Origin of the sequence: Maribacter polysaccharolyticus (assembly GCF_028882255.1) — a bacterium.
GTDB classification, from domain to species: domain Bacteria; phylum Bacteroidota; class Bacteroidia; order Flavobacteriales; family Flavobacteriaceae; genus Maribacter_A; species Maribacter_A polysaccharolyticus.
The window spans coordinates 475660-498993 of sequence record NZ_JARBUY010000002.1; the positions used below are offsets into that span (position 1 = coordinate 475660).

Sequence of the window (23334 nt, forward strand, 5' to 3'; positions counted from 1 at the left end):
CGTGGCACCGAAAAGCAAATGGTCTGCGCCGTTAGGCAGTGGTCATCAACGAATTTGTGGGGGCTGCCAAATGGGCATCTCGAAGCCTGAAAGGAAATTACAATGATACATCGTTACCAAATCCGGTGTTATATCGGTTTGTGGGGGCAACGAAAAATGAACGGTTGTAAGGGTGAACCCCACACAGTTTCCGCAGGTAAAAAATGGGGAACAAGAACCTTTGTGTCCGTTGTTTTGATGGTTGTCCTTGTCGTGGTTGTCCACGAGTTCCGTTTGGCAGTTGTCGCTGTCGGTGCAATTATCGTCCCCACAACATGGTCTTAGGGTAAGCACCAAAGTATAAACGGCTAGTATGAAAGATACCCATTTCATGGTTTCAAAGATACGATCTTATTTGAAATTTCATGGGTCTTTGCAAAATTGTTGCCTTGGAGCGAGGTGTAATCAAAGCAGGGGATGGGGATATAAAGTGGGGTATGCATTAAAAACCGGGCCCGGGTATGCAAATGTTGGTGCCCTGCCGTATTGATGCCCCTATAAGGTGGGAAGTGGTTAGGGGTTTGAAACGCCGTTCAAGAAAGGGCTATCAGGGAAACGTTCTTGCCGGTATTTAGAAAAAAGACATGTGTTCAAGTGTAGGAAATAGGTGGGGTATCCCCCCATTACGAACAACGTGGAAGGGTAGGGTGCAATTGAATTTCGATGTTTTTGGGGTGGAAATAAAATATGATAATTGTTGCCCCAAACACTTGAATAGGAGTATTTTCTATGTTACTTTTATAGTATGAACAAAATACTAAGAACATGGCATTAACAAAAACAATTAAAGGTTCACAAACCGAAGTTACATTTACGATTGCAGCGGATGAGGCCCCAAGTGCAGCACCTATTTTGCTATTGGGCGATTTTAACGATTGGCAGACCAATGACAAAACTTGCCAAATGGATAAAAATGGGAATACGTACCAAAAACGTATAAAATTAAAAAACGGGAAAAGGTACGAATATCGATATTTAAGTGAGGATAAAGGATGGTTCAATGACCACGCGGCGGATGCTTATGTGCCTTCCCCTTATGAAGGTATAGACAATGGGGTGGTTGATTTGACCACGGTACCCGAAAAAAAGAAAGTCGCCAAGAAACCGGTGAAGAAAGCCGTAAAGAAACCGGTTGCGAAAACGGCAAAGAAAGCCACAAAGGACGATCTTAAAAAAATTGAGGGTATAGGCCCTAAAATTGCGGGCATTTTAACCGAAAAGGGGATAGGGACCTTTAAGAAGTTAAGCGAATCGCCCGTAAAAGTCCTTGAGGGGATCTTAAAGGAAGCCGGTCCCCGTTATTCCATGCACAAACCCGGTTCTTGGCCCAAGCAGGCGAAATTGGCGGATCAAGGGAAATGGGACGAATTGAAAAAATTACAGGATAAATTGGATGGGGGGAAATAGTTTCCCTATCACAGAATCTAAAGCCCCAAGAAACATCTTGGGGCTTTTGGTTTGTACCCCTTTCTTGATCTGGCACGAAAATGAAAATAGGCCGGGAAACCCTTCCATAGGTTTTAGGAACCCCATGGGGCATTCGATTGCAACGGACTTTCCATGGCATGATAGTGTATGTTTCGGGGTGGATCTTCTGCCGTAGTAATGCAAGCAAGGGAAGGGAGAACCATATCAAGGCGGAGGGCGGATTTTATTTCCGTATAAAAAACATCAATGCTTATGATGGTTTTTCCTATAGGTGAAAACATGGAGGATCAAGGCCACACTGGCCAATAACATCAATACGATAACCGCCCAATCGGGAATACTAAAGACAAAACGTTCAATTAAAAGGGTCGCGGAACAGATACCAAGTCCGATCGCCAGGAAAAGTAGATTCTTGTTTTCCATTTGCGTGCATACGATTTATGATCAGTTTCTAAAAGAATTCGGTAATGTGAACCTCTTCGTGGATAGTAGACCGTTTTGTGCAATACACCTAATTTGGGGATAAGGGATTGCACCCCATGACATTACCTCCCATAAATTTGCAATAATATTCGGAGGTAGGCAAATTTGAGGGACTTTTATTCGGAAATTATACAACGACCAAAATTCCGGGAGTTTCGGTCGTTGCGATCAGCTTAACTTTTGGATGTCTTCCCGATACCGAAATCACTGCCAATGCCAAAAAGGCAATTGGGGATGCGTATTGGCTTTTTAGCTCGGTGGATAACACAGCAATAATTTGGAGCTGCTATCCGATTTTAAGGTGACACTTTCTATGGCGGCCGAGACAAAGATCTCATCCCCTTGGGTATAGGTATATTCCTTGCCGTTGCAAAGCAATACCCCTTCCCCTTGGTATACCACGATCACATAGAAGCTTCCGTTGGCCTTTACCGTATAGGTACCATCCAAGTACAGTTCGCTCAGGCCGAAACAGTCGGTATGGGTTTTGTTGAAAATGGTGTTGAAGGTAAACTCCTCGGAAGACTCCACGAGTTGTGGCGCGACCTTCCATTTGGCCAAAGCCTCTTCGAGGGTATAGTCGTCGTAGTGAAAGCAATCGAGCATTGTTTTTTCACCTACTCCTTGATGGATCAGTTCATCGGTAATCCGGAGTCCGGCTGGCGTGGTTTTCTCTACCCGCATGGTATAATCGGTGGGTTCCTGGACTTCCATCAAAAAACATCCGCTTCCGATCGCATGGGGTACCCCTCCATAGATCATAAAGGCATCGCCCGGTTTTACCTCTATTTTATGCAGGCTGTTCAACATGCCTTCTATATCTTGATCGTAGAAATAGCCTTCCCACTGTTCCCGGGTAACCCCTTTCTTGAATCCCATATAAATGACACTTTTCTCACCATCGATTTCGCGGGTGTTCAATACGTACCAAGATTCGGTTTTTCCGAAGGATGAATTTAAAATTTCCTTGGCATAGCGTTTATCGGGATGCACTTGGATCGTTAAGCGTTCTTGGGAATCGAGCATCTTGATCAACACTCCGGTAGTACCGAATTTTTCGGCCAGCTTTTCCCCTAGGAACAATTTTTTGTTCGAATCGATCAGTTCTTTTAGCGGTAATAGGCCATTAGGGGTTTCAACCTTGGTGAGTCCTTCGTCCACGGGTCGGTTCTTGCCTCTGGCGGTAACGGTCGACATGATCCATTCTTCAGGAAAACTGTTATCGACCTCCGGAGTGTCCTTTTTCCAGTGATCGATCAAGGCACCACCTGAATAGGTGCGCCAAACCCTATTGGAAACTTGTTTTAGGGGTATATGTGCAAATTGCTGTAAATCCTTCTCCATTTTTATTGTATTAATTCCATTACTCCTTTAATTCCCGATACCGAGGTGAAAATAGCGAACAATAGGATCAGTGCCAAAATAATATTGGATCCCAAGCCTGCTTTGTGTTCCCCCATAAGATCCTTACGGTTGACCAGATAGAAGATACTTATCACGGTAAGGGGCAATATAATCGCATTCAAGGCCTGTGAGATGATCATGACGAATACGGGCTGTGCATTGAATATGGGAACGACCAAGCCCAATAAGGAGATCAAAAAGACGATAAGCCTGTATTTCGGCAAGCTCATATCGCGTTCAGATTCGTTATAGTCGCAAATGAGCCAAGGAAGCATCAAGATATTCGGAAATTGGGAGGACACTCCAGCCGAAACGATCCCTACGGCAAATATGGAGGTGGCAAAACTACCGGCCAAGGGCTGCAAAAGCTCGATCATTTGTGAGGCTTTGGATAGCTGTATCCCCTCCACGTGCAACGTTCCCGCGGCAGCGGCCATTATGGAGCCACTGATGATGAACATCAGGGTTACCGAAAAAAGGGCGTCGTTCCGTTGTTTTTTTAAATCGGCCAATTCCCAACCCGCTTCTTTTACCAAGGTGGTCCTGATAATGAAAAGACCCGAAAAAACCGTTGTTCCGATCATAGAGGCAATAATCAAAAATGGACTTTCATTACCTCTTAGCGTTTCGGGTACATTGGGGATAAGTCCTTTTAAGATTTCCAAAGGAGGGGGCATCATGATGAAAAAATTGAGAATAAAGCTGGCGGACATGATGGCCACGATGACCGCCAAGGCCCTTTCGAAAAATTCGGTTTTCCCGTTCCAGAAGATGAAATAGACCATGGTTATAAAGAACAGGGCAAAGTAGAGCGGTGAAATACCACCATCCACTATGGTTGTTGACCATTCGTAGCAGATATCCGCCACGATACCCATAACCCCCATGACACTACCACAAACCCCTACGGTAAGGGCGATGATAAAGAAAATACCCACGGCAGGGTGTATATGTTTTTTAAAGGCCTGAAGTGCTGTTTCCCCGGTCACCAAGGTAAATCGACCGTATAGGTTGATCATGAAAAATGTGGTAAGGCAAGAGGCAAGGATCGTCCAGAGCAATGTCATGCCATAGTCGGCACCTGCCTTTGCCATTGAGGTAACGCTTCCGGTCCCAATGTTTAATCCAAGTAAGAAAATTCCGGGTAAAAATAGTGCGATGTAGGCGGAGAGTTTAGATCGCCAGGTTTTTTTTTCAGATTGCATTTACGATGATGGTTTCAAAAATATTAAGCATGAGGGTTATCTAGCCAGAAGACCTGGACTACAGCTATTTTATGATTAAAGTAACCGATGTTCGAAGATAATCCTCTATGCGGAATAAAAATAATAAATCCGCTTTCTTGTACCTTTGATATCCGGCCCCATTGGGCTGCCCCTATACGGTCCGATTTAGGCTAGGGCCCAAGTTTGGGCAATTTCCCACGCCTTTTGGGAGCAAAGGACCTTGATGTTCTTTCGGGATCCTCCTATTTATTTATAATGAATATGGATTCATTGGGAGCGGATTTTTTCCCTTTCGGTTTTCGTTTTTTTTTTGGGCTTGGGGAAGGGTTTCCCTTTTCAGTTACAACCGGTTCTGAATTCCAAAGGCGATAGGTTTACCTTGCTTTTGAACAACTTGCTAAAGGATTGTGGGTGTCCGAAACCCAGTCCATAGGCGATTTCACTGACCGAAAGTTCGGTGTTCGCCAATTTTTCCTTGGCTTTGGCAATCAACTTTTCGTGAATGTGTTGTTGGGCATTCAGTCCGGTAAGCGATTTGAGCAAACTGCTCAGGTAGGAAGGTGAAAAATGCAATTTGTCTGCCAGGTACTGTACGGTAGGCAGTCCGGTATCGATCGTTTGCTCTTCATTGAAATAGGCGTCCAGCAATGCTTCGACCTTGGTCAGGACCGTATGGTTTTCTTTCTTACGGGTAATGAATTGGCGTTGGTAGTACCGGTTCGCGTATTGGAGCAAAAGTTCGATGTGCGCTATAATGATATCCTGGCTAAAGGCATCCATGTTGGTCGCGATCTCTCGTTGTATCTGCAATAAAATCCCTTCAAGGGTCGCCTCCTCCTTTTCCGACATAAAAAGGGCCTCGTTTATGGCATAACCGAAGAAATCATGCTCCCTAATGGATTTGGCCAAGGAGGTCTTCCAAAAAAAATCGGGATGGAGTAACAACAGCCATCCCGAGGGTTTCATCCGGGCCCTATGGTTCGGTACGATGCTTAAGCGTTGCCCAGGCGCGATAAAAGACAAAATTCCCCCATCAAAATCATATTCTTGTTGCCCGTAACGAAGGGTGCCCACATTTCTTTTGATGCCTACGGAATAAAAATCAAAGATCCAATGTTCCCCGATGTACTCGGGAAGGATTTTTGCTTCCCCATAATCGACCAGACTTACCAGGGGGTGCAACGGGGGTGTCAATCCCCTTACGCGGTGAAACTCACTTATGGTTTTTATCCTTCGGACCTTCATGGTTTAAAGATATTAAAGATATTGTTTATAGGAACATGCCACCCGAAACCTCGATACGTTGACCATTGATCCACCCGGCCTCTGGGGTGCAAAGGAAAGCAACCACCCCACCGATATCCCAAGCTTCCCCAATGCGGCCCAAAGCCGTTAGGTTTGCGGTTGCATTTCTTTTTTGTTCGTTCTTCTTGTTCTCGCCCCCTCCAAAGTCGGTACCGATGGCCCCGGGAGCAACGGTGTTCGCGGTTATTTTTCGGGAACCCAGTTCTTTTGCCAGATATCGGGTGAAAACCTCGACGGCTCCTTTTGCAGTCCCATAGGCCGATGAACCGGGGAAGGAAAACCGTGTAAGTCCCGATGAGATATTAATGATCCTTCCGCCATTGTTCATCAGCTTAAGGGCTTTTTGGGTCAGGAAGAACACCCCTTTTAGATGAATGCCGATCATTTCATCAAAATCATCTTCTGTTGTTTCCATAAAGGGTTTATAGATACCTGTTCCGGCATTGTTCACCAAAAAATCAAAATGTGGCGTTCCGTACTCCTTGTTCAGGTAATCCGAAACGTTGCTGAAGAACGCTTCGAATCCATCGCAGTTGGCGGTGTTCAATGGAAAAGCCTTTACTTTCCGATCGAGTGCCCCGATTTCGGCCATAACTTCATTTGCAGCGGAAAGGTTGCGGTGATAGGTGAATAGGATGTCGATCCCTTTTTGGGCAAGATTGAGGGCCATATCCCGACCGAGACCACGACTACCTCCGGTAACCAAAGCAATTTTTGTGTTTGACATGTGATTGGAATTTATTTTTGACAAAGGACCCCATAATCCGCAACGTTCGTGTAGTCAAATCCAAGGTTGTTGTAGGCAGAACCATGATTGGGTGTTGGAGTGGTATGAAGGGTGCCATGTATAACATTTCCATTTTTGACAACTTATTTGGAAATCAGGTAAACTACTTCTGCAAGAATAGTTTGATTTTTGCCGCATGGATAAAATATCGAAATTCGGAATTTTCACTTTGTTGCTCATCAGTAGTTTGACCATTATGGTGGGTACGGTAATAGCTCCTTCGCTTTCCGCGATTGCAGCAAACCAGCAATTGGGTTTTTCGCCCAGTTGGTTGATAACCCTACCTTCATTGGGGGTGGTGCTCTCGGCTACGATGATCGGTAGGTTGCTCAATACGTTGGGCTCGCTTCGGTTGTTGGTCTTCGGTCTGGTGCCCTATGCGCTTTTGGGGGTATTGGGGGCCTATATCACCAACGATTATGTGTTGATCCTAGACCGGATTTTATTGGGAACGGCAACCGTTGCAGTGCAAGTATCCGTTACCGCCTTTATGGCGGATTTATTTACGGGGGAAGATCGGTTGAAAATGATTGCCTGGCAAGGCATGTCGATCGAACTGGGGGGTGTTGTTTTTTTGGCGCTCGGCGGTGTCTTGGGCGAATGGCATTGGCAATTTCCCTTTTATATTTACCTTATCGCTTTAGTGTGTTTGGTTTTGGTGGCGGTGGCCTTACCAAAGTCCGGGCATTCAACAAAGGAAACCAAGGAAATTTCACCGGCCGGGGATACTGGTAAATCAGAGGTCAGGTTGCTGTTTTTAGCTTCCTTATTGGCCATGATGTTGTTCTTTGTGGGTTTTGTTTCCTTGCCCTTATACCTCCCGAATTCTTTTGGTTTCAGTGAGTCCCAAACAGGGTATCTTATGGCTTCCATTTCAGTGGTCGCCATTATCACCGCCAGCCAAATGCCGAAAATGGTCAAAGCCTTGGGCGGGGGTAAAACCGTGGCCCTGGGGTTCTTGTTCTTTATGATGGGCTATATGGTTTTGGCGACGACCTTAAGTGTGCCCTTTTTAGTGTTAACGGTGGTTTTCATAGGTACGGGTTTCGGATTTACCATTCCCTTATTGAACCATTTGATGATCGAGGTGAGTTCTACCCAAAATCTCGGAAAAAATTTAGGGTTGTTTTCCATGGGGGTTTTTGGGGGACAGTTCCTTTCTACATTCATTGAGTCCCTTTCCAATAATTATAAGGCCATTTATGGGGTTTCATCGGTTTTGGCTTTGTTGATAGCCTGTAGTATTTATTTTTTGTTCCAGAGAATCGTCAAAAAATAGATCTTGTTTACATTTTTTTATAAGCCATTCATAAGCGCTTATATGTATAAGTCCTCAACTATAAAAAAAAAGGCCCTTTGATAGAAAGGGTCATATGTTTTATATCCATTCCAGTATGTAGAAATTGAAGAATTGCAACTTCGGTGTTCAATATTTTACTGAGTACTTAAAATAAGATCTAAAATTTGATGATAATTCAATTATCACACCCTTTAACAGTATTTTAGTATAATGTCTCTTGTATAAAGTTAATTTTACTAAGAATTTTCCATCAAAAACCAATATTTATTGTAAAAAATTGATTATCAAGACAAAACATAGTAAATCAAGCTTTTTGGCCCTTATTTTTATGTTGGGTTTGGTACATGGTATCATGATAAAATACAGTGTTGATACGGCTATGGTTTTTGAGTTGGAACATCAGGATAATCAAGATGATCCCGAATCCGATATTGACGAGGATGTATTCGATTTCGGTCTTCCCGTTAATCACACCCTTTTGTCCAGGGATTATTCCAACGAAAACAAGTTGGGCATTGCTACGCACTTGACTCTGGGTGTACCACTACTAGGGATTTCCCAGCCCACCCCTCCCCCTGAATATTTAGGTTGATCATGTAATTGAACATTACCTTGGAACAAACGTGTCCAAGTAATCTACCATCACGAATTTCAATTATTCAGGAGCTTCCGTATGTACATATCCCGGAAGGTCTATAAACCCTTTTATTCTAAATTTTTAATTCCATGAAATTATTTAACTATTGGAAAAAGGACTTGCCTGCAAGTCTCGTTGTTTTCTTTGTCGCATTGCCATTATGCTTGGGGATTGCCCTAGCAAGTGGGGCGCCACCGTTTGCCGGACTTATCGCCGGACTGGTAGGAGGGGTGCTGGTCGGGTATCTTTCCGGATCTTCGATTGGGGTAAGTGGTCCCGCTGCCGGATTGGTGGTAATCGTTTTCAATGCCATAACCGAATTGGGGAGCTATGAACTTTTCCTTACTTCTGTAATTTTGGCAGGGATCATCCAGATTTTATTGGGGGTATTTCGGGCCGGGGTAATCGGGTATTATTTTCCTTCAGCGGTCATCAAGGGAATGCTCAGCGCCATAGGAATCATGATCTTTGTACAACAGATACCCTTGGCATTTGGGTTTAGTGGGGATGTGAACACGGATCGGATAAATCTCAGTGGCCTTCACGACCAGATTACGCCCGGTGCCATATTGATTTCGGTCATTTCATTGGGCATCCTATTGTTTTGGGATGGTGTACTGGCCAAAAAGAACAAAATATTCAAACTCGTTCCCGCCCCTTTGATCGCCGTAATCGCGGGAATCGTCATTTATGTCACTTTGGGGGCATCGGGTTACTTCGCACTTCATGAAAGTCAATTGGTGAGCGTTCCCGTGCCACAGGATGTGTCGTCTTTTTTAGGACAGTTTACGTTACCGGATTTTTCAGCTTTGTCGAATAGTGCGGTATATATCACGGCCTTCACCATTGCCATAGTTGCGAGTCTCGAGACCTTGTTGAGTGTAGAGGCCTCTGACAAACTGGATCCCTATAAGCGACAGACACCTACCAATAGGGAGCTGATTGCCCAAGGGGTCGGTACCACGGTTTCGGGATTGATCGGAGGAATACCCATAACCCAAGTAGTGGTTCGTAGTTCGGCCAACGTCATGAGTGGGGCAATGAGCAAGCTATCTTCCATTTTGCACGGTCTATTGATCTTGTTGAGCGTCATCGCCATACCAACCTTGCTCAACTTGATACCCCAAGCCGTATTGGCCAGTGTGCTGTTGGTAATCGGTTATAAACTTGCCAATCCCAAATCCTTTGTACAGATGTACAAATTGGGCAAGACGCAATTCGTTCCCTTTATCTTCACGGTAATCGGTATTGTTACTACCGATCTGTTAAAAGGTATAATGATAGGTTTGACCTTAGGGCTGATCACGGTCCTTTTAAAGTCGTACTATAATTCCCATCATCTGCTTTTAAAGGAGTACCAAGGGAAAAAGAACCTCTTCCATATCAACTTTGCCGAAGAGGTTACCTTCATCAATAAAGGACGCATCATGAAAGAGTTGGACGCCTTGGAAAAGGGTTCTTACCTGGAATTGGATTTTAGGAAAACCAAAGTGCTCGATTATGATATTTTGGAGTATCTGGATGAATTTTCCATCAAGGCCAAAAATAATGACATCCGAATCAAGATGATCGCGGAAAAGGAAACCTTGGACAATCCGGAAAGTTTCAGGAAATATTTCGGGCATCAAGTTTTTCAAGTAGGACATTGAACTTAAAACGAAAACATCATGAAATTGGATTTTTATAAAAGCTTGCTCGAAAATAATAAGGAATGGGTGCGATCTAAATTGGAGGGTGACCCGGAATTCTTCAAAAAATTGGAAAAGGGTCAACAACCGCCGTTATTGTGGATTGGCTGCTCCGACAGTCGTGTGCCTGCCAATGAGATAATCGGGGGAAAACCGGGGGAGGTTTTTGTGCATCGGAACATTGCGAATATGGTGGTACACTCCGATATGAACATGCTTAGTGTCTTGGACTATGCCGTAAACGTTCTTAAGATCAAGCATATTATCGTTTGCGGCCATTACGGGTGTGGTGGTGTCCAGGCGGCCATGGGTAACAAATCGTATGGTCTGGCCGATAATTGGATCCGCCATATAAGGGATGTTTATAGACAGCATCAGGATTCGCTGGGGGCAATAAAGGATGAATCCGAGCTTCTAGACCGTTTTGTGGAATACAACACCATGGAACAGGTGTACAATTTAGCCAAAACCTCGATTGTCCAGAATGCATGGGAAAGGGGGCAAGACCTTTATCTGCATGGTTGGGTCTATGGAGTGGGAACGGGAGTCGTCAAGGACCTGAACGTCAATTTCGAATGCAATTCCCAATTGGAGGAATTTTATAAGCTCGGGGTAGTTTAAATATAGATCCGTAGTGCATTTATGGTTGCGAGACAACCGCAAAGGGTCTATCGACTGGATGAATTAAATGCACTACGGTTAATTTCTGCTTATTTTTGTAGCCTTTGATCATACATTGAGGATGGATATCGGTAGTTGGAAAAATAAGATCCAGGTCGTTCAAAATTTTGAACGCAATAGCCCGTTGCTCTCGGGCAACTCCATGGGGATTTATTTTGAGTCCCGATCGGAGAACTCCCTAACGATCCATTTTAAGCCTTTAAATGAAGTTTTTAAAGAAGAGGTGTTCCATGCCGAGAATGGGATTTTGATCAATTTTGAACGGGATCTTATCGATGAGGACGACATAGAATATGCATTGGATGTCATGTCACTTTTCAATAAATATCCCCGATACAATTTAAATGACCCCAATGAAGTACGGCAGCTAAGGAAATCAATCGATTTGATAAAGGCGGAGTATTATGGTGATCGGGCGTCTTACATCATGCTAAAGACCTTGTTAAAGGTATTGTTGCTTCATTTGATCCGCTATCGGAATGACGGTTTTTTGGTGCAGGACTTGAATCAAAAAAGGGTTTTTCAGTTTTTGGAATTAATGGAGACCCATTTTTTGAATGAAACGAATCCCGAATTTTATGCCCATGAAATAGGGATCAGCTTAAAACGATTGAACCAGATTTTAAAAGAAAAATTGAACCTAACGGCAAAGCAGGTCATTCAACAACGACAAATTACAGAGGCAAAGCGCAGGCTGGTCAGAAGCGAGGTTTCCACTAAGGAATTGGCCTTTGAATTGGGTTTTGGTTCCTTAAGTAGTTTCTCAAGATTTTTTAAGAAAAACGTTGGGGTCAATCCTTCGGTTTACAAGAGGCAAAACTAACACGACAAGGGTACGATGCTCCCGTGGAATTTTTCGATATGGGTCGTACCACAAGGAATGCTTTCATCCGTATCGCTTTCGCCGACTTCCGGAATATCTGTTCTGCGATATTCGCCCGATCCGATGTTTTCAGGTGGACTGGTGCGTTAAAAGTACATTCGCTGCAATAGGGTCATCTGTTCAGGATTTTCTCCTTTACATCATTTATGTAACTCCGTCCTATCGTATAGCGCGTTTTGCCGATTTCTAGACTGTTGCCTTCCACGACCTGTACTTTATCGATATTGATGGTATAAGAGCGGTGAATTCGAATAAATTGGTCTATCGGCAACTCTTCGGTAAAACTGCTCAAGGTTTTGTGTACGATAAACTTGTCTGAAGTGGTTTTAATACGGATGTAGTCTTTCAAACTTTCGACCACCATTATTTCATCCAGGTAGATTTTCTGTAATTTCTTCTTATCGACCTTGACAAAAATATTGGCTTTTTCCTTATGGCCATTGTGTCCGTTCGTACTGCTCCCCTTTTTTAATTTTAAGATGCGGTTTACCGATTTCAGGAACCTGGGAAAAGGAATGGGTTTTACGAGGTAATCGATGACCTCCAATTCAAAACTCTCCAAGGCATATTCCTCGTGGGCGGTGGTAATAAGGATCATGGGGGCTTCGTTCAAGGTTTTCAAGAACTCCAAACCATCCAAAATGGGCATGTTTATATCCAAAAAAATGATATCGACTTCGTGGGACTGCAAATAGGCAGAAGCATCTACGGCATTGGGGAATGTTTTGATGAGTTGTAATTCCTTGACCTGACTTATATAATTCCTAAGTACATTGATCGCCAACGGTTCATCATCAATAATAATAGCTTTTAACTCCATCATACCTTTAACTTTAGTTCAACATGAAACATTTTTTCTTTTTCATAGATCTTGAGGTCATAGTCGTTTTGGCCATAGCCAAGTTCGAGCCGTTTTTTTACATTCGATAGCCCAATACCACTGTTTTTGGTAGAAGATTTCTTTTTCTTCCTTTTTTTGGGCATGGTGTTCGAGACCTTAAAATACAGCATGTCTTTTTCGACCTTGATCTTGATATCGATAAATATGTTCCCGATATTTTGATTGGCCCCGTGTTTAAAACAGTTTTCTATGAGTGGGACAAGCAACATGGGGGATATTTTTTTATTCTCTAAGATTCCGGATAGTTCCAGGTTCACTTCCAAAGAATCGTCAAAACGTATACGCTCCAGATCGATATAGTTCTGAATGCAATCTATTTCTTTTTTCAGGCTTTGTTTTGGCTTATTGGCAGCATATAAGAGGTAACGCATTAATTCGGATAGTTTCAAGACCACTTCAGGGGCATTATCCGATTTTTCCAAGGTCAAGGAATATATATTGTTCAACGTATTGAAAAAGAAATGGGGGGAGACCTGTGACCTTAAGAATTTCAATTCGGTCATTAATTGCCTTTTTTCCAAGTCGTGTAGCTTATTGGTTTCCCGCAGCCAATCGACCGTTATTTTTATGGCCGTAACGAATGATATTACATACAACTCGCCCAACATGGTGGTGATCGCATAATTCAACGTCATGGTATCCACCACCTCGGGAGCCTCGGGCATCACATTCGTACTGACAAAATAATAGGTGACATTGAATTTGACCAAAAGCATGATCAATAGTGATGCTAAGATCAATAGTGCATAGGAGACATATTTTCTAGTGTAAATGTATTTGGGCATTAGATAATACACATTGAAATAGGAAAGGGCAATGTGTATCGGAAACCCAACGAGGTTGGTCTTTAAGGAATATAGTAGATCATTATGCACGTGCCCCCAGCGTAACGTATTGAACATGAAATAGATAGACCAGAATATGATGTGGTGTACGTAGGAGATGTCATAGTCTTTGGACATCTTCTTTCTAAAAAATCCACTTACTCTTTCATTTAAAGGAGGCCGTTCTTGTATAGGGTTTAATTCATTTTTGATGACGTTGGGCATTGGTAGGTCGTTGTTGGTCTAAAAATGTTCGGTTTATAAGAAAAAGTGGAAATATTTATGATGTCGTAATTGCGGGGTAAGTTACTTAAATTTTAGAAATATCCTGTTAAATAAGGGTTAATAGGTAAGTGGATTCCAGATTGCAGAACCAACCATAAATATGAATAAATACGTATTATATGCTTTTACTGCAGTAGCAGTTGTTATGTCTTGTACGGATCATAAAACCGATCGGTCACAGGCAAGGAACATAGTCGATTATGTAGATCCTTTTATTGGGACCGGTGGCCATGGGCATACGTATCCCGGAGCATCCTCGCCTTTTGGCCGTATGCAGCCAAGCCCGGATAATGGGACCACTGGGTGGGATTGGTGTTCGGGTTACCATATTACGGATTCCATAATATCCGGTTTTGCCCAATTGCATTTAAGCGGTACCGGGATCGGTGATTTGGCCGATGTGCTTTTGATGCCGACCAATTCGGATATGGATCTCGGGCTTTTCGGGAAAAAAAGGGATTCCCTGCCCTATACCTCACACTTTTCCCATGAGGGAGAAGAAGCTTCACCGGGGTATTACAAAGTACATTTGAATGATCCCGATATTACCGTGGAGCTTACGGCGAATGATTATGTCGCGTATCATAGATATACCTATCAAAATGCGGTGAAACCTTCTTTTGTCGTCGATTTGGGATATGCGGTTAATTGGGACAAGCCCTTGGAAAGTAGTTTAAAGATGGAGGACAGCCGGCATATCGTCGGGTACCGTTTTAGTACAGGATGGGCCAAAAACCAAAAGGTGTTTTTTGCCATGGAAACCTCCCGCCCTATCGTTCAACAAAGGTTTATCGGTGATGCACCTACGGGCATTGCCTCAACGGAAGTTCATGGGGTAAAAGCAGGGGGTCAGTTTTTCTTTAAAGGGGATACGGACAGTGTTGAAGTGAAAATTGCCGTGTCGTCGGTGAGTATTGAAAATGCCAAAGCGAACTTAAGCTCACAGGGTAACCCCGGTTTTGGGGAAATACGGGAAAAAACCCGAGGGGATTGGGGCGATCTCTTGTCCAATATCACGGTAGAAACCCCAACGGATAGCTTAAAGACGATTTTTTATACGGCACTCTACCATGCCCAAGTGGCCCCGACCATGTTCAATGATCTCAACGGGGAATTTAGAATGCAGAACGATAGTATTGCCAAAACCGATTTTAAGATGTATTCGTCTTTATCGTTATGGGACATCTATCGTGCTGAAACCCCTTTGCTGAGTATCATCGATCCCAACCGATTGGACGATATGGTCAGATCTATGTTGGTCTATTATGACGAGAGCGGGGTTTTGCCGGTGTGGGTACTATCGGGTAATGAAACCGGAACAATGCCCGGATACCACTCGGTTTCCATAATTGCGGAAGCCATTATGAAAGGACATACTTCCTTTGATGTACAAAAGGCCTATACCGCCATGAAAGAGACCATGATGGGCGATGAACGGGGGTTGAAGGCCTATAAGGAATACGGGTATATTCCGTATGAAGTCATGGATCAGTCCGTCTCCATAAGTCTTGAGTATGCTTACAATGATTGGTGTGTGGCGCAGGTGGCCAAGAAATTGGGTTACGATGGGGACTACGCCTATTTTGATGACCGTTCAAAAGCATACCGGAATTTTTTCGATGGCGGTTCGGGATTTTTAAGGGGTAAATCGAAGGACGGAAAGAATTTCCATGAACCTTTTGATCCAAAATCCTCTAACCATATCGAAGATACCGATTATACCGAAGGCAATGCATGGCAACATAGTTGGTATGTGTTGCATGATGTCGCCGGTTTGATGGAGCTACATGGGAAGATGGATTCTTTTGCCCTAATGGTGGAGCGACTTTTTACGGAAGATTCCGATCTGAGCGGCCACAATGTATCTCCCGATATATCCGGACTTATTGGTCAATATGCCCATGGGAACGAACCGAGTCACCATATCGCCTATATGCTGAATAAGGCCGATGCCCCATGGCGTACCCAATATTGGGTTCGTAAAATAATGGATACCCAATACAGTACAAAACCAGACGGATTGAGTGGTAATGAGGATTGTGGACAAATGTCCGCATGGTATATCATGAGTGCAATGGGTATTTATCCCATGAACCCTGCTTCAGGGGAATATGAAATCGGAAGTCCGATATTCGAAAAAACCACGATAAAGTTACCCGGCGGTAAAACCTTTGTGATTTCCGCACCCGACACCTCCCAAAAGAATATTTATGTGCAATCGGTAAAACTGAACGGTGAACTTCTAGATAGAACCTACATCATGCATGGGGATATTGTTTCCGGAGGCACCTTGGAATTTGAAATGGGACCCACCCCGAATAAAGAATGGGGAGTAAAAAAACACAACTAAATAACCCTATATGGATCTAATAGATATTTCGATAATTCTTCTCTATGTTTTTCTTACCCTAGCCGTGGGCATCTGGGTATCCAAAAGGGCCTCAAAGGGGTTGAACTCTTATTTTTTAGGGGGTAACGGTATAAAATGGTACTATTTGGGACTTAGTAACGGTTCGGGCATGTTCGATGTTTCGGGTACGGCTTGGATGGTAGGGATCCTATTCCTATACGGTGTAAAGAGTTTTATGTTCATGTGGTTGTGGCCGGTATGGAACCAAATATTCATTATGATGTTCCTGGCCGTTTGGATCCGAAGGTCCAATATCATGACCGGCTCCGAATGGATGTTGACCCGTTTTGGGGATGACCGGGCGGGTAGGGCCGCCCATAGTATCGTTGCGGTATTTGCCGTAATCGCAGCCGTAGGGTTCATAGCCTATTTTTTTGAAGGTGTCGGCAAGTTCATGACCATAATACTGCCATGGGATTTTACATGGCAAGTCGGGGAATCGGTCTTACTTCTTTCCGAACAATCTTATGCTATGATCATCATAATCCTAACGACCCTATATACGGTAAAAGGAGGGATGTTCTCCGTAGTGGCGACCGAGGTGCTCCAATACTTGATCATGGTCTTGGCCGGTATTTTAGTGGCCGGATATGCCTTTTATGAATTTTCGGATCTACAGATCAATGCGATTATTACGGAAGAATGGAAGAATGTCTTTTTTGGCTGGGAATTGGGGGATCATTGGAGTGGCAAATTCGATGCTTTCAATGATCTGATCGATTCCGAAGGGTACAAAATGTTCGGGGCGTTCATTGGAATGTCGCTGTTTAAAGGATTTTTTGCCAGTATTGCCGGGCCTACCCCTGGTTTTGATATGCAGCGGATACTATCGACAAGAACCGTAAAAGAAGCTGCTTATATGAGTGGTTTTACAGCTTTGGTACTCTATATTCCCAGGTACTTGTTGATTGCCGGTATCGTGGTCATCGCTTTGGTGGTATTGGGTCCTGGAATGGCTTCCGATCCGGGATTGACAGGGGCCGAGTTGGAAATTTTATTGCCGAAAGTCATTAATTTCCATGTTCCTGTCGGAATCAAAGGGCTTTTGTTGGCAGGGTTATTGGCTGCTTTCATGAGTACTTTTTCGGCCTTTGTGAATGCAGGGCCGGCTTATATCGTAAACGATATTTATAAAAAATATTTTAAGCCTGTGGCCACCGATCGGCATTACATAAAGGTCAGCCATATTGCTTCGGTAGTTGTGGTCTTTCTAGGGGTTTTTATGGGGTTCTTTGCGGAATCCATTAATTCATTGACCCTGTGGATCACCAGTGCTTTGTTCGGGGGATATGTGGCCGCGAACTTTTTAAAATGGGTGTGGTGGCGATTTAATGGTTGGGGCTATTTCTGGGGAATGGCCTCCGGGTTGTTGATTGCTACGTTACAGTTCGTCCTGGATCAAAATAAAATCCATTTGGAAGTAGGTACATGGCTGTACGAATTGGCCCGGATACCTGCCATTTATATATTTCCCATTATTTTCTTGGTGTCATTACTGGGGTCTTTCCTAGGTACTTGGCTAACCCCGCCTACCCAAATGGAAACCTTGGGGAAATTTTATCGGAACGTGCGACCTTGGGGTTTTTGGAAACCGGTGATCACAGCCTTGGACAAGGGGGGTATCGTAGTCAATAAAAACAACGGATTCTGGAAAGATATGGCGAATTGTACCGTAGGTATTATTTGGCAATCAAGTATGATCGTATTGCCCATCTATTTTATGGTTAGGGATTACCCGAAAACCTGGGCGGCCTTGGGTATATTTATAATAACCTCGGTTATTTTGAAATACACCTGGTTGGATAAGGTCAGGAAAATCCCAAATTAGCGGAGTCAAATGAAATCGTGGAGATTGGATATATATGAGGATTCCATATACTGCGTTACATGCCATCGAAGGGGAAAAGAAGGCCTTTAAAGCTGTGACGGTAGATAGCGTTGCCACAAAATTATTTATACGTAGTTGGAAACCATTGAATTCAAGAAGAAACAGGGTTTATAAAAATGGTGTTGTTATGAATCGGTATTTTTGGTCCAAGAAAATGAAACTTCAAGAAAGAAATAAGTTAGCGCACATTATGGTAATGAATAGACAATTGAAAATCAGTATTTCCTATATGGTGGCCCTATTTTTTTTAGTGGCCTGTAGTGAGCATAAATCCCAGGAAGGTGTACATGCCGATAAAGTGGAGCAAGATCTCTTGGGGTACGTTAATCCGTTAATGGGTACCGATTCTGACTTTAGTCTATCGAACGGAAACACCTATCCGGCAATCGCCACACCTTGGGGAATGAATTTTTGGACCCCCATGACCTCAAAAATGGGCGACGGGTGGACGTACAAATACCACGACAAAAAAATACGAGGGATTAAGCAAACCCATCAACCCAGTCCGTGGATCAATGATTATGCGGCATTTTCCTTGATGGCGGTTACGGGCGATCTAAAATATCAGGAAGATGAACGGGAGTCATATTTTTCGCATAAGGCCGAGACCGTTAGACCCGATTATTACAGTGTGTATTTGGCAGATTATGACGTAGTCGCTGAGGTTTCCCCGACAGAAAGGGCGGCACACTTTAAATTTACCTTTCCCGAGGATCGATCGTATATATTGTTGGACGGTTTTTTTAAAGGTTCAATGGTCCGGATAATTCCGGAAGAACGAAAGATAATCGGGTATTGCAGAAATAACAGCGGGGGTGTTCCCGAGAATTTCCATAATTACTTCGTGGCTGAATTCGATACGGATTTCGAATTGACGCATACCTGGGGCGATAATTGGGAATTGAAAGGGAATTCAAAAGAAAATAAAGGCGACCATGTTGGGGCCATCGTTGGTTTTAATACTAAAAAAGGTCAGGAAATACATGTAAAAGTCGCCTCTTCCTTTATTAGTCCGGAGCAGGCGCAATTGAATTTGGACAGGGAAATCGGCGATGATACGTTCGAGGCCACCAGGGAAAAAGCCACCGCAGCTTGGGAAAGGGAATTAGTGAAAATCCAGATCGAAGATGATAATATAGATCATATAAGGACTTTTTATTCCTGTCTTTATCGCGTGTTGCTGTTTCCAAGAAAAATGTATGAGTTGGATGAGTCCGATGAAATAGTGCATTATAGTCCGTATAATGGCAAGGTCTTACCCGGATATATGTTCACTGATAACGGATTTTGGGACACCTTTAGAGCGGTTTTCCCGTTTTTCAATTTAATGTATCCTGAGCTTAATGGCCATATCATGGAAGGTTTGGCAAATACGTATAAAGAGTCGGGTTGGCTGCCTGAATGGGCCAGTCCGGGGCATCGGGATTGTATGATCGGCTCTAACTCATCACCCATTATTGCCGATGCCTTTTTAAAGGGGATTGCTATGGGAGATACCGAAGTTTTGCTTGAGGCCATGGTCAAGAACGCAACCACCTCGGAGAACAGGCCATTGTCCAATGGGAATGTGATCCACTCCGTAGGTAGGGAGGGATTGGAATATTATAATGAATTGGGCTATGTGCCTTACGATGTGGGCATCAACGAAAATGCCGCCCGGACATTGGAATATGCCTATGCGGATTTCACTATTGGGCAAATGGCCGAAAAAATGGGGAAAACCGAATTGGCCGATACGTTCTACAAACGTTCCATGAATTATAAAAACCTGTTTGATCCCACTACAAAATGGATGCGCGGTAAAAATAAGGACGGAACTTTTCAAAGTCCATTCAATCCCTTGAAATGGGGGGATGCCTTTACCGAAGGAAACAGTATCCATTATACCTGGTCCGTTTTCCATGATGTAAATGGATTGATCGGATTGATGGGAGGAAAAAAAGAATTTGAAAATAAATTGGATGCCGTTTTTGATATGCCCCCTGATTTCGATGATTCCTATTACGGGTTTACCATTCATGAAATACGGGAAATGCAGATCATGAACATGGGTAATTATGCGCATGGGAACCAACCCATCCAACACATGATTTATTTGTATAATTACGCCAATGTCCCATATAAGGCTCAGGAAAAGATCAGGACCGTCTTGACCAAGTTGTATGCGCCCACGCCGGATGGTTATTGTGGCGATGAGGATAACGGGCAAACGTCTGCCTGGTATGTGTTCAGTTCCCTTGGTTTTTATCCGGTTACGCCCGGCGTGGATCAGTATGTCATAGGTAGTCCGTTATTTAAAAAAGCGAGTATTTCCTTGGAAAACGGCAATCGTTTTGAAATTACGGCCCCAGGGAACGGTAAGGAAAATTTTTATATACAATCGGCAAGATTGAACGGTGTGGATTACGATAAGTCTTTTTTAAAGTATGATGACATCGTCAAAGGGGGCACATTGCAGTTTACCATGGATAAAAAACCGAATACGGAATGGGCAAGTGGCGAAGATTCGGTACCATACTCCTTAAGTAATCGAAAATAGGACATTAAAATTTTCTTTGCCAAGGAAAGCGATAGAGCAACACACTTGGTATTATGGATATTGAACAGTTTGAAACAATGAATCGGTACATCATGAAAAATAGGGCATTACGAATAATTTGGATAGTTGTTTTTGGGTTTCTTTATGCTATGGGCATGGCCCAGAAATCCCCAGTTGACTATGTGAACCCTTTTATTGGCACCTCCAATTTCGGAACCACCAATCCGGGGCCAATTGCCGTTCGTGGCATGGCGAATGTTTCCCCTTTTAACGTGGCGGGGCCTCAAAATTTACCTTTGGAGAAAGACAGTCGATGGCTTTCGACCCCTTATGTGCGCGAAAACACCTTTTTAACGGGATTTAGCCATATTAACTTAAGTGGAGTAGGTTGTCCTGAATTAGGGGTCATTTTGGCCATGCCCACCACAGGGGCCCTTGTGACCGATCATTTGGCGTATGGCAGCACGTATTCGAATGAAAAAAGCCAAGTCGGGTACTATTCCAATGTTCTGGATAAATACGATATAAAAGTCGAAGCCACGGCGACGACCAGGGTCGGGGTCAGTAAGTATACATTTCCTGCCGGGGAGTCGAATATTCTACTCAATTTGGGATTGGGGCTGACCAATGAGGAAGGTGCCAGTGTTAAAGTTGTATCGGACACGGAAATCGAAGGGGTGCGTTCCGTAGGTTCGTTCTGTTACTATAAGCCCGAAGAAGCCTATCCGGTGTATTTCGTTGCACGATTTTCCAGGGCCGCCGATGAGTTCGGGGTCTGGAAAAAACCGGGAAAATATAAAGGGGTCGAATCCGAATGGATGGGATATAATGGCAAGACGCGGTTGATGAAGGGCTTTACCAAGGAAGTGGTCGGTGATAGTATCGGTGCTTATATGCGGTATGATTTTGAACGTCCGACCGAGGTGGAAATGAAAATCGGTATATCATATGTTAGCTTGGAAAATGCCAGGGAGAATTTGGAGATGGAAACCAAGGGCAAGACGTTTGATGGGATTTTGAAGGATGCGCGAAAAGAATGGAACGATTACCTGTCCAAAATTGAGGTTGAAGGAGGTAGTGAAGATGATAAGACCATATTTTATACGGCCCTCTACCATACTTTGATCCATCCCAATACCTTGAACGACCATAACGGGGAGTATCCAAAAATGAGGACCCGGGAAACCTTAAGGACCGAAGGGACCCGTTATACGGTATTTTCCCTTTGGGATACCTATCGCAATCTGCACCAGTTGATGAGCTTGGTATATCCGAAACAGCAATCCGATATGGTAAAAAGTATGCTTCAAATCTATGATGAAAGCGGGTGGCTTCCTAAGTGGGAATTGAATGCCACGGAGACCACGACCATGGTGGGTGATCCTGCCGGAATCATCATTGCCGATACGTATTTGAAAGGCATCCGTGATTTTGATGTGGACAAAGCGTACGAGGCCATGCTGAAAAGTGCGGACCAGATAGCGGACAATCCATTGCGGCCAGGTCTTCGGGATTATATCGAGAAAGGATATCTTACCACAAGAACAACCAATAGTGGTTCGGTTTCCACGACCCAGGAGTATAACATTACGGACTATGCCATTGCCCAATTGGCAAAGGAATTAGGGAAGAAAGACGATTATAAACGTTTTGCAAAACGGTCTATATCCTATAGAAAACTGTTCGATAAGGAATTCAATCTTCTAAGGCCCAGAAACGATGATGGCACTTGGTTAACGCCTTACAATCCCGAATCCGGGGCGAATTTTGAGAAGAACCTTGGTTTTATTGAAGGCAATGCCTGGCAATATACCTTTATGGTTCCCCATGATATCAAGGGATTAATGAGATTGATGGGGGGATCTGGGCCTTTTGTGCATAGACTTCAGGATGTATTTGATAAGAATCAGTTCGATATGGCCAATGAACCTGACATTGCCTATCCGTACCTTTTCAATTACGTGAAGGGACAGGAATATAGGACCCAGGAAATGGTTTCGGATTTATTGAAGGAGCATTTTAAGAATAGTCCGGACGGTATTCCCGGCAATGACGATACGGGTACCATGTCGGCTTGGGCGGTTTTTTCCATGATGGGAATGTACCCTGTGAATCCGGCCGAACCCATATATGCCGTGACCAAGCCTAAATTCGATAAGGTCACCATACATTTGGATGGGGAATATTATAAGGGGCAGTCTTTGGTGATCAAATCCACTACATCCTCGAAGGGTGAAGCGATCAAAAACATCAGTTTGGATGGCAAGCCCTTAAAAGGGGTTTTTATAAGGCATCAAGATCTGGTCAAGGCTTCCGAAATTTCGATAGACTAAAGGTTCGGGATACAAGAGGGGGCCATTCTTTTCGGAACAAGGTCGGATACGCAAATCATCCAAATCCAAAAGGTGATGGTTGCCTGCGCGGGAAGGGGCACAGCTGGGATTCCATATAGGACCCATATCCCGAAAATATAAGTTATTTCATTTAAAGTGTATTGGGATTTGGTAAAACATACCCATTGAACAGACTTCCCATAAATAGCGCTATTTTAACATATAATCGTGGTGTGTAGGATTTTATGCACACTTAAATTTAACGTTTTGGGGTTGTGGAGTTCCTGAAATGA

The 23334-nt window shown here is 43.6% G+C and carries 18 protein-coding genes; 10 read left to right on the forward strand and 8 right to left on the reverse strand.

Annotated elements, in window-relative coordinates:
• Positions 1-45: 45 nt before the first annotated feature.
• On the reverse strand, positions 46-372 hold the full coding sequence (locus PHU20_RS20140; RefSeq protein WP_420828668.1) for a DUF6660 family protein: 327 nt from the start codon (positions 370-372) through the stop codon (positions 46-48).
• 432 nt (positions 373-804) lie between these two features.
• Between PHU20_RS20140 and PHU20_RS07975 the strand changes: the two genes are divergently transcribed.
• Positions 805-1446 (forward strand): hypothetical protein, encoded by a 642-nt coding sequence (locus tag PHU20_RS07975; RefSeq protein WP_274824828.1) that lies wholly within the window; start codon positions 805-807, stop codon positions 1444-1446.
• Between the two features lie 264 nt (positions 1447-1710).
• Here the strand turns inward: PHU20_RS07975 and PHU20_RS07980 are convergent, their stop codons facing one another.
• The 5 genes from PHU20_RS07980 to PHU20_RS08000 form a co-directional block, all read right to left on the reverse strand.
• Positions 1711-1890: a hypothetical protein gene (locus tag PHU20_RS07980; RefSeq protein WP_274824829.1), complete on the reverse strand. Its 180-nt coding sequence runs from the start codon at positions 1888-1890 to the stop codon at positions 1711-1713.
• A 309-nt stretch (positions 1891-2199) separates the two neighbouring features.
• Positions 2200-3294, reverse strand: coding sequence for a type I phosphomannose isomerase catalytic subunit (locus tag PHU20_RS07985; protein ID WP_274824830.1), 1095 nt, complete (start codon positions 3292-3294; stop codon positions 2200-2202).
• Positions 3295-3296: 2 nt separating this feature from the next.
• Entirely contained in the window at positions 3297-4559 is a 1263-nt protein-coding gene (locus PHU20_RS07990) for an Nramp family divalent metal transporter (RefSeq protein ID WP_274824831.1), read from the reverse strand.
• A 357-nt stretch (positions 4560-4916) separates the two neighbouring features.
• On the reverse strand, positions 4917-5825 hold the full coding sequence (locus PHU20_RS07995) for a helix-turn-helix domain-containing protein (RefSeq protein ID WP_274824832.1): 909 nt from the start codon (positions 5823-5825) through the stop codon (positions 4917-4919).
• A gap of 25 nt (positions 5826-5850) precedes the next feature.
• Positions 5851-6612, reverse strand: coding sequence for an SDR family NAD(P)-dependent oxidoreductase (locus PHU20_RS08000; protein ID WP_274824833.1), 762 nt, complete (start codon positions 6610-6612; stop codon positions 5851-5853).
• 196 nt (positions 6613-6808) lie between these two features.
• On the opposite strand from PHU20_RS08000, the gene PHU20_RS08005 reads away from it, so the two are divergent.
• From PHU20_RS08005 to PHU20_RS08025, 5 genes are all read left to right on the forward strand, one after another.
• Positions 6809-7951 carry an MFS transporter gene (locus PHU20_RS08005; protein WP_274824834.1) on the forward strand — a complete coding sequence of 381 codons (1143 nt, stop codon included), beginning with the start codon at positions 6809-6811 and terminating at the stop codon, positions 7949-7951.
• Positions 7952-8285: 334 nt separating this feature from the next.
• A complete protein-coding gene (locus tag PHU20_RS08010) occupies positions 8286-8564 on the forward strand; it encodes a hypothetical protein (protein WP_274824835.1) in 279 nt (92 codons plus the stop codon).
• Between the two features lie 134 nt (positions 8565-8698).
• Positions 8699-10258: a SulP family inorganic anion transporter gene (locus PHU20_RS08015; RefSeq protein ID WP_274824836.1), complete on the forward strand. Its 1560-nt coding sequence runs from the start codon at positions 8699-8701 to the stop codon at positions 10256-10258.
• Between the two features lie 18 nt (positions 10259-10276).
• Positions 10277-10918, forward strand: coding sequence for a carbonate dehydratase (gene can, locus PHU20_RS08020; RefSeq protein WP_274824837.1), 642 nt, complete (start codon positions 10277-10279; stop codon positions 10916-10918).
• 121 nt (positions 10919-11039) lie between these two features.
• Complete coding sequence (locus tag PHU20_RS08025; protein ID WP_274824838.1) at positions 11040-11801, forward strand: helix-turn-helix domain-containing protein; 762 nt, start codon at positions 11040-11042, stop codon at positions 11799-11801.
• 172 nt (positions 11802-11973) lie between these two features.
• Here PHU20_RS08025 and PHU20_RS08030 read toward each other — a convergent pair whose 3' ends face one another.
• Both PHU20_RS08030 and PHU20_RS08035 read right to left on the reverse strand, forming a co-directional pair.
• Positions 11974-12681 carry a LytR/AlgR family response regulator transcription factor gene (locus PHU20_RS08030; RefSeq protein ID WP_274825174.1) on the reverse strand — a complete coding sequence of 236 codons (708 nt, stop codon included), beginning with the start codon at positions 12679-12681 and terminating at the stop codon, positions 11974-11976.
• Positions 12681-13811: a sensor histidine kinase gene (locus tag PHU20_RS08035; RefSeq protein ID WP_338040884.1), complete on the reverse strand. Its 1131-nt coding sequence runs from the start codon at positions 13809-13811 to the stop codon at positions 12681-12683. Before PHU20_RS08035 ends, PHU20_RS08030 begins: the two co-directional genes overlap by 1 nt.
• Positions 13812-13971: 160 nt before the next feature.
• On the opposite strand from PHU20_RS08035, the gene PHU20_RS08040 reads away from it, so the two are divergent.
• From PHU20_RS08040 to PHU20_RS08055, 4 genes are all read left to right on the forward strand, one after another.
• A complete protein-coding gene (locus tag PHU20_RS08040) occupies positions 13972-16221 on the forward strand; it encodes a GH92 family glycosyl hydrolase (RefSeq protein WP_274824839.1) in 2250 nt (749 codons plus the stop codon).
• Positions 16222-16231: 10 nt separating this feature from the next.
• Entirely contained in the window at positions 16232-18109 is a 1878-nt protein-coding gene (locus tag PHU20_RS08045; protein WP_274824840.1) for a sodium:solute symporter family protein, read from the forward strand.
• A gap of 256 nt (positions 18110-18365) precedes the next feature.
• A complete protein-coding gene (locus PHU20_RS08050) occupies positions 18366-20708 on the forward strand; it encodes a GH92 family glycosyl hydrolase (protein ID WP_274825176.1) in 2343 nt (780 codons plus the stop codon).
• Positions 20709-20800: 92 nt separating this feature from the next.
• Positions 20801-23041: a GH92 family glycosyl hydrolase gene (locus PHU20_RS08055; protein WP_274824841.1), complete on the forward strand. Its 2241-nt coding sequence runs from the start codon at positions 20801-20803 to the stop codon at positions 23039-23041.
• The last annotated feature ends 293 nt before the right edge of the window (positions 23042-23334 follow it).

Coding starts and splice junctions, on each gene's coding strand:
- PHU20_RS20140 (WP_420828668.1), bottom strand. CDS start 372: ATGAAATGGGTATCTTTCATACTAGCCGTTTATACTTTGGTGCTTACC.
- PHU20_RS07975 (WP_274824828.1), top strand. CDS start 805: ATGGCATTAACAAAAACAATTAAAGGTTCACAAACCGAAGTTACATTT.
- PHU20_RS07980 (WP_274824829.1), bottom strand. CDS start 1,890: ATGGAAAACAAGAATCTACTTTTCCTGGCGATCGGACTTGGTATCTGT.
- PHU20_RS07985 (WP_274824830.1), bottom strand. CDS start 3,294: ATGGAGAAGGATTTACAGCAATTTGCACATATACCCCTAAAACAAGTT.
- PHU20_RS07990 (WP_274824831.1), bottom strand. CDS start 4,559: ATGCAATCTGAAAAAAAAACCTGGCGATCTAAACTCTCCGCCTACATC.
- PHU20_RS07995 (WP_274824832.1), bottom strand. CDS start 5,825: ATGAAGGTCCGAAGGATAAAAACCATAAGTGAGTTTCACCGCGTAAGG.
- PHU20_RS08000 (WP_274824833.1), bottom strand. CDS start 6,612: ATGTCAAACACAAAAATTGCTTTGGTTACCGGAGGTAGTCGTGGTCTC.
- PHU20_RS08005 (WP_274824834.1), top strand. CDS start 6,809: ATGGATAAAATATCGAAATTCGGAATTTTCACTTTGTTGCTCATCAGT.
- PHU20_RS08015 (WP_274824836.1), top strand. CDS start 8,699: ATGAAATTATTTAACTATTGGAAAAAGGACTTGCCTGCAAGTCTCGTT.
- can (WP_274824837.1), top strand. CDS start 10,277: ATGAAATTGGATTTTTATAAAAGCTTGCTCGAAAATAATAAGGAATGG.
- PHU20_RS08025 (WP_274824838.1), top strand. CDS start 11,040: ATGGATATCGGTAGTTGGAAAAATAAGATCCAGGTCGTTCAAAATTTT.
- PHU20_RS08030 (WP_274825174.1), bottom strand. CDS start 12,681: ATGGAGTTAAAAGCTATTATTATTGATGATGAACCGTTGGCGATCAAT.
- PHU20_RS08035 (WP_338040884.1), bottom strand. CDS start 13,811: ATGCCCAACGTCATCAAAAATGAATTAAACCCTATACAAGAACGGCCT.
- PHU20_RS08040 (WP_274824839.1), top strand. CDS start 13,972: ATGAATAAATACGTATTATATGCTTTTACTGCAGTAGCAGTTGTTATG.
- PHU20_RS08045 (WP_274824840.1), top strand. CDS start 16,232: ATGGATCTAATAGATATTTCGATAATTCTTCTCTATGTTTTTCTTACC.
- PHU20_RS08050 (WP_274825176.1), top strand. CDS start 18,366: ATGAATAGACAATTGAAAATCAGTATTTCCTATATGGTGGCCCTATTT.
- PHU20_RS08055 (WP_274824841.1), top strand. CDS start 20,801: ATGAAAAATAGGGCATTACGAATAATTTGGATAGTTGTTTTTGGGTTT.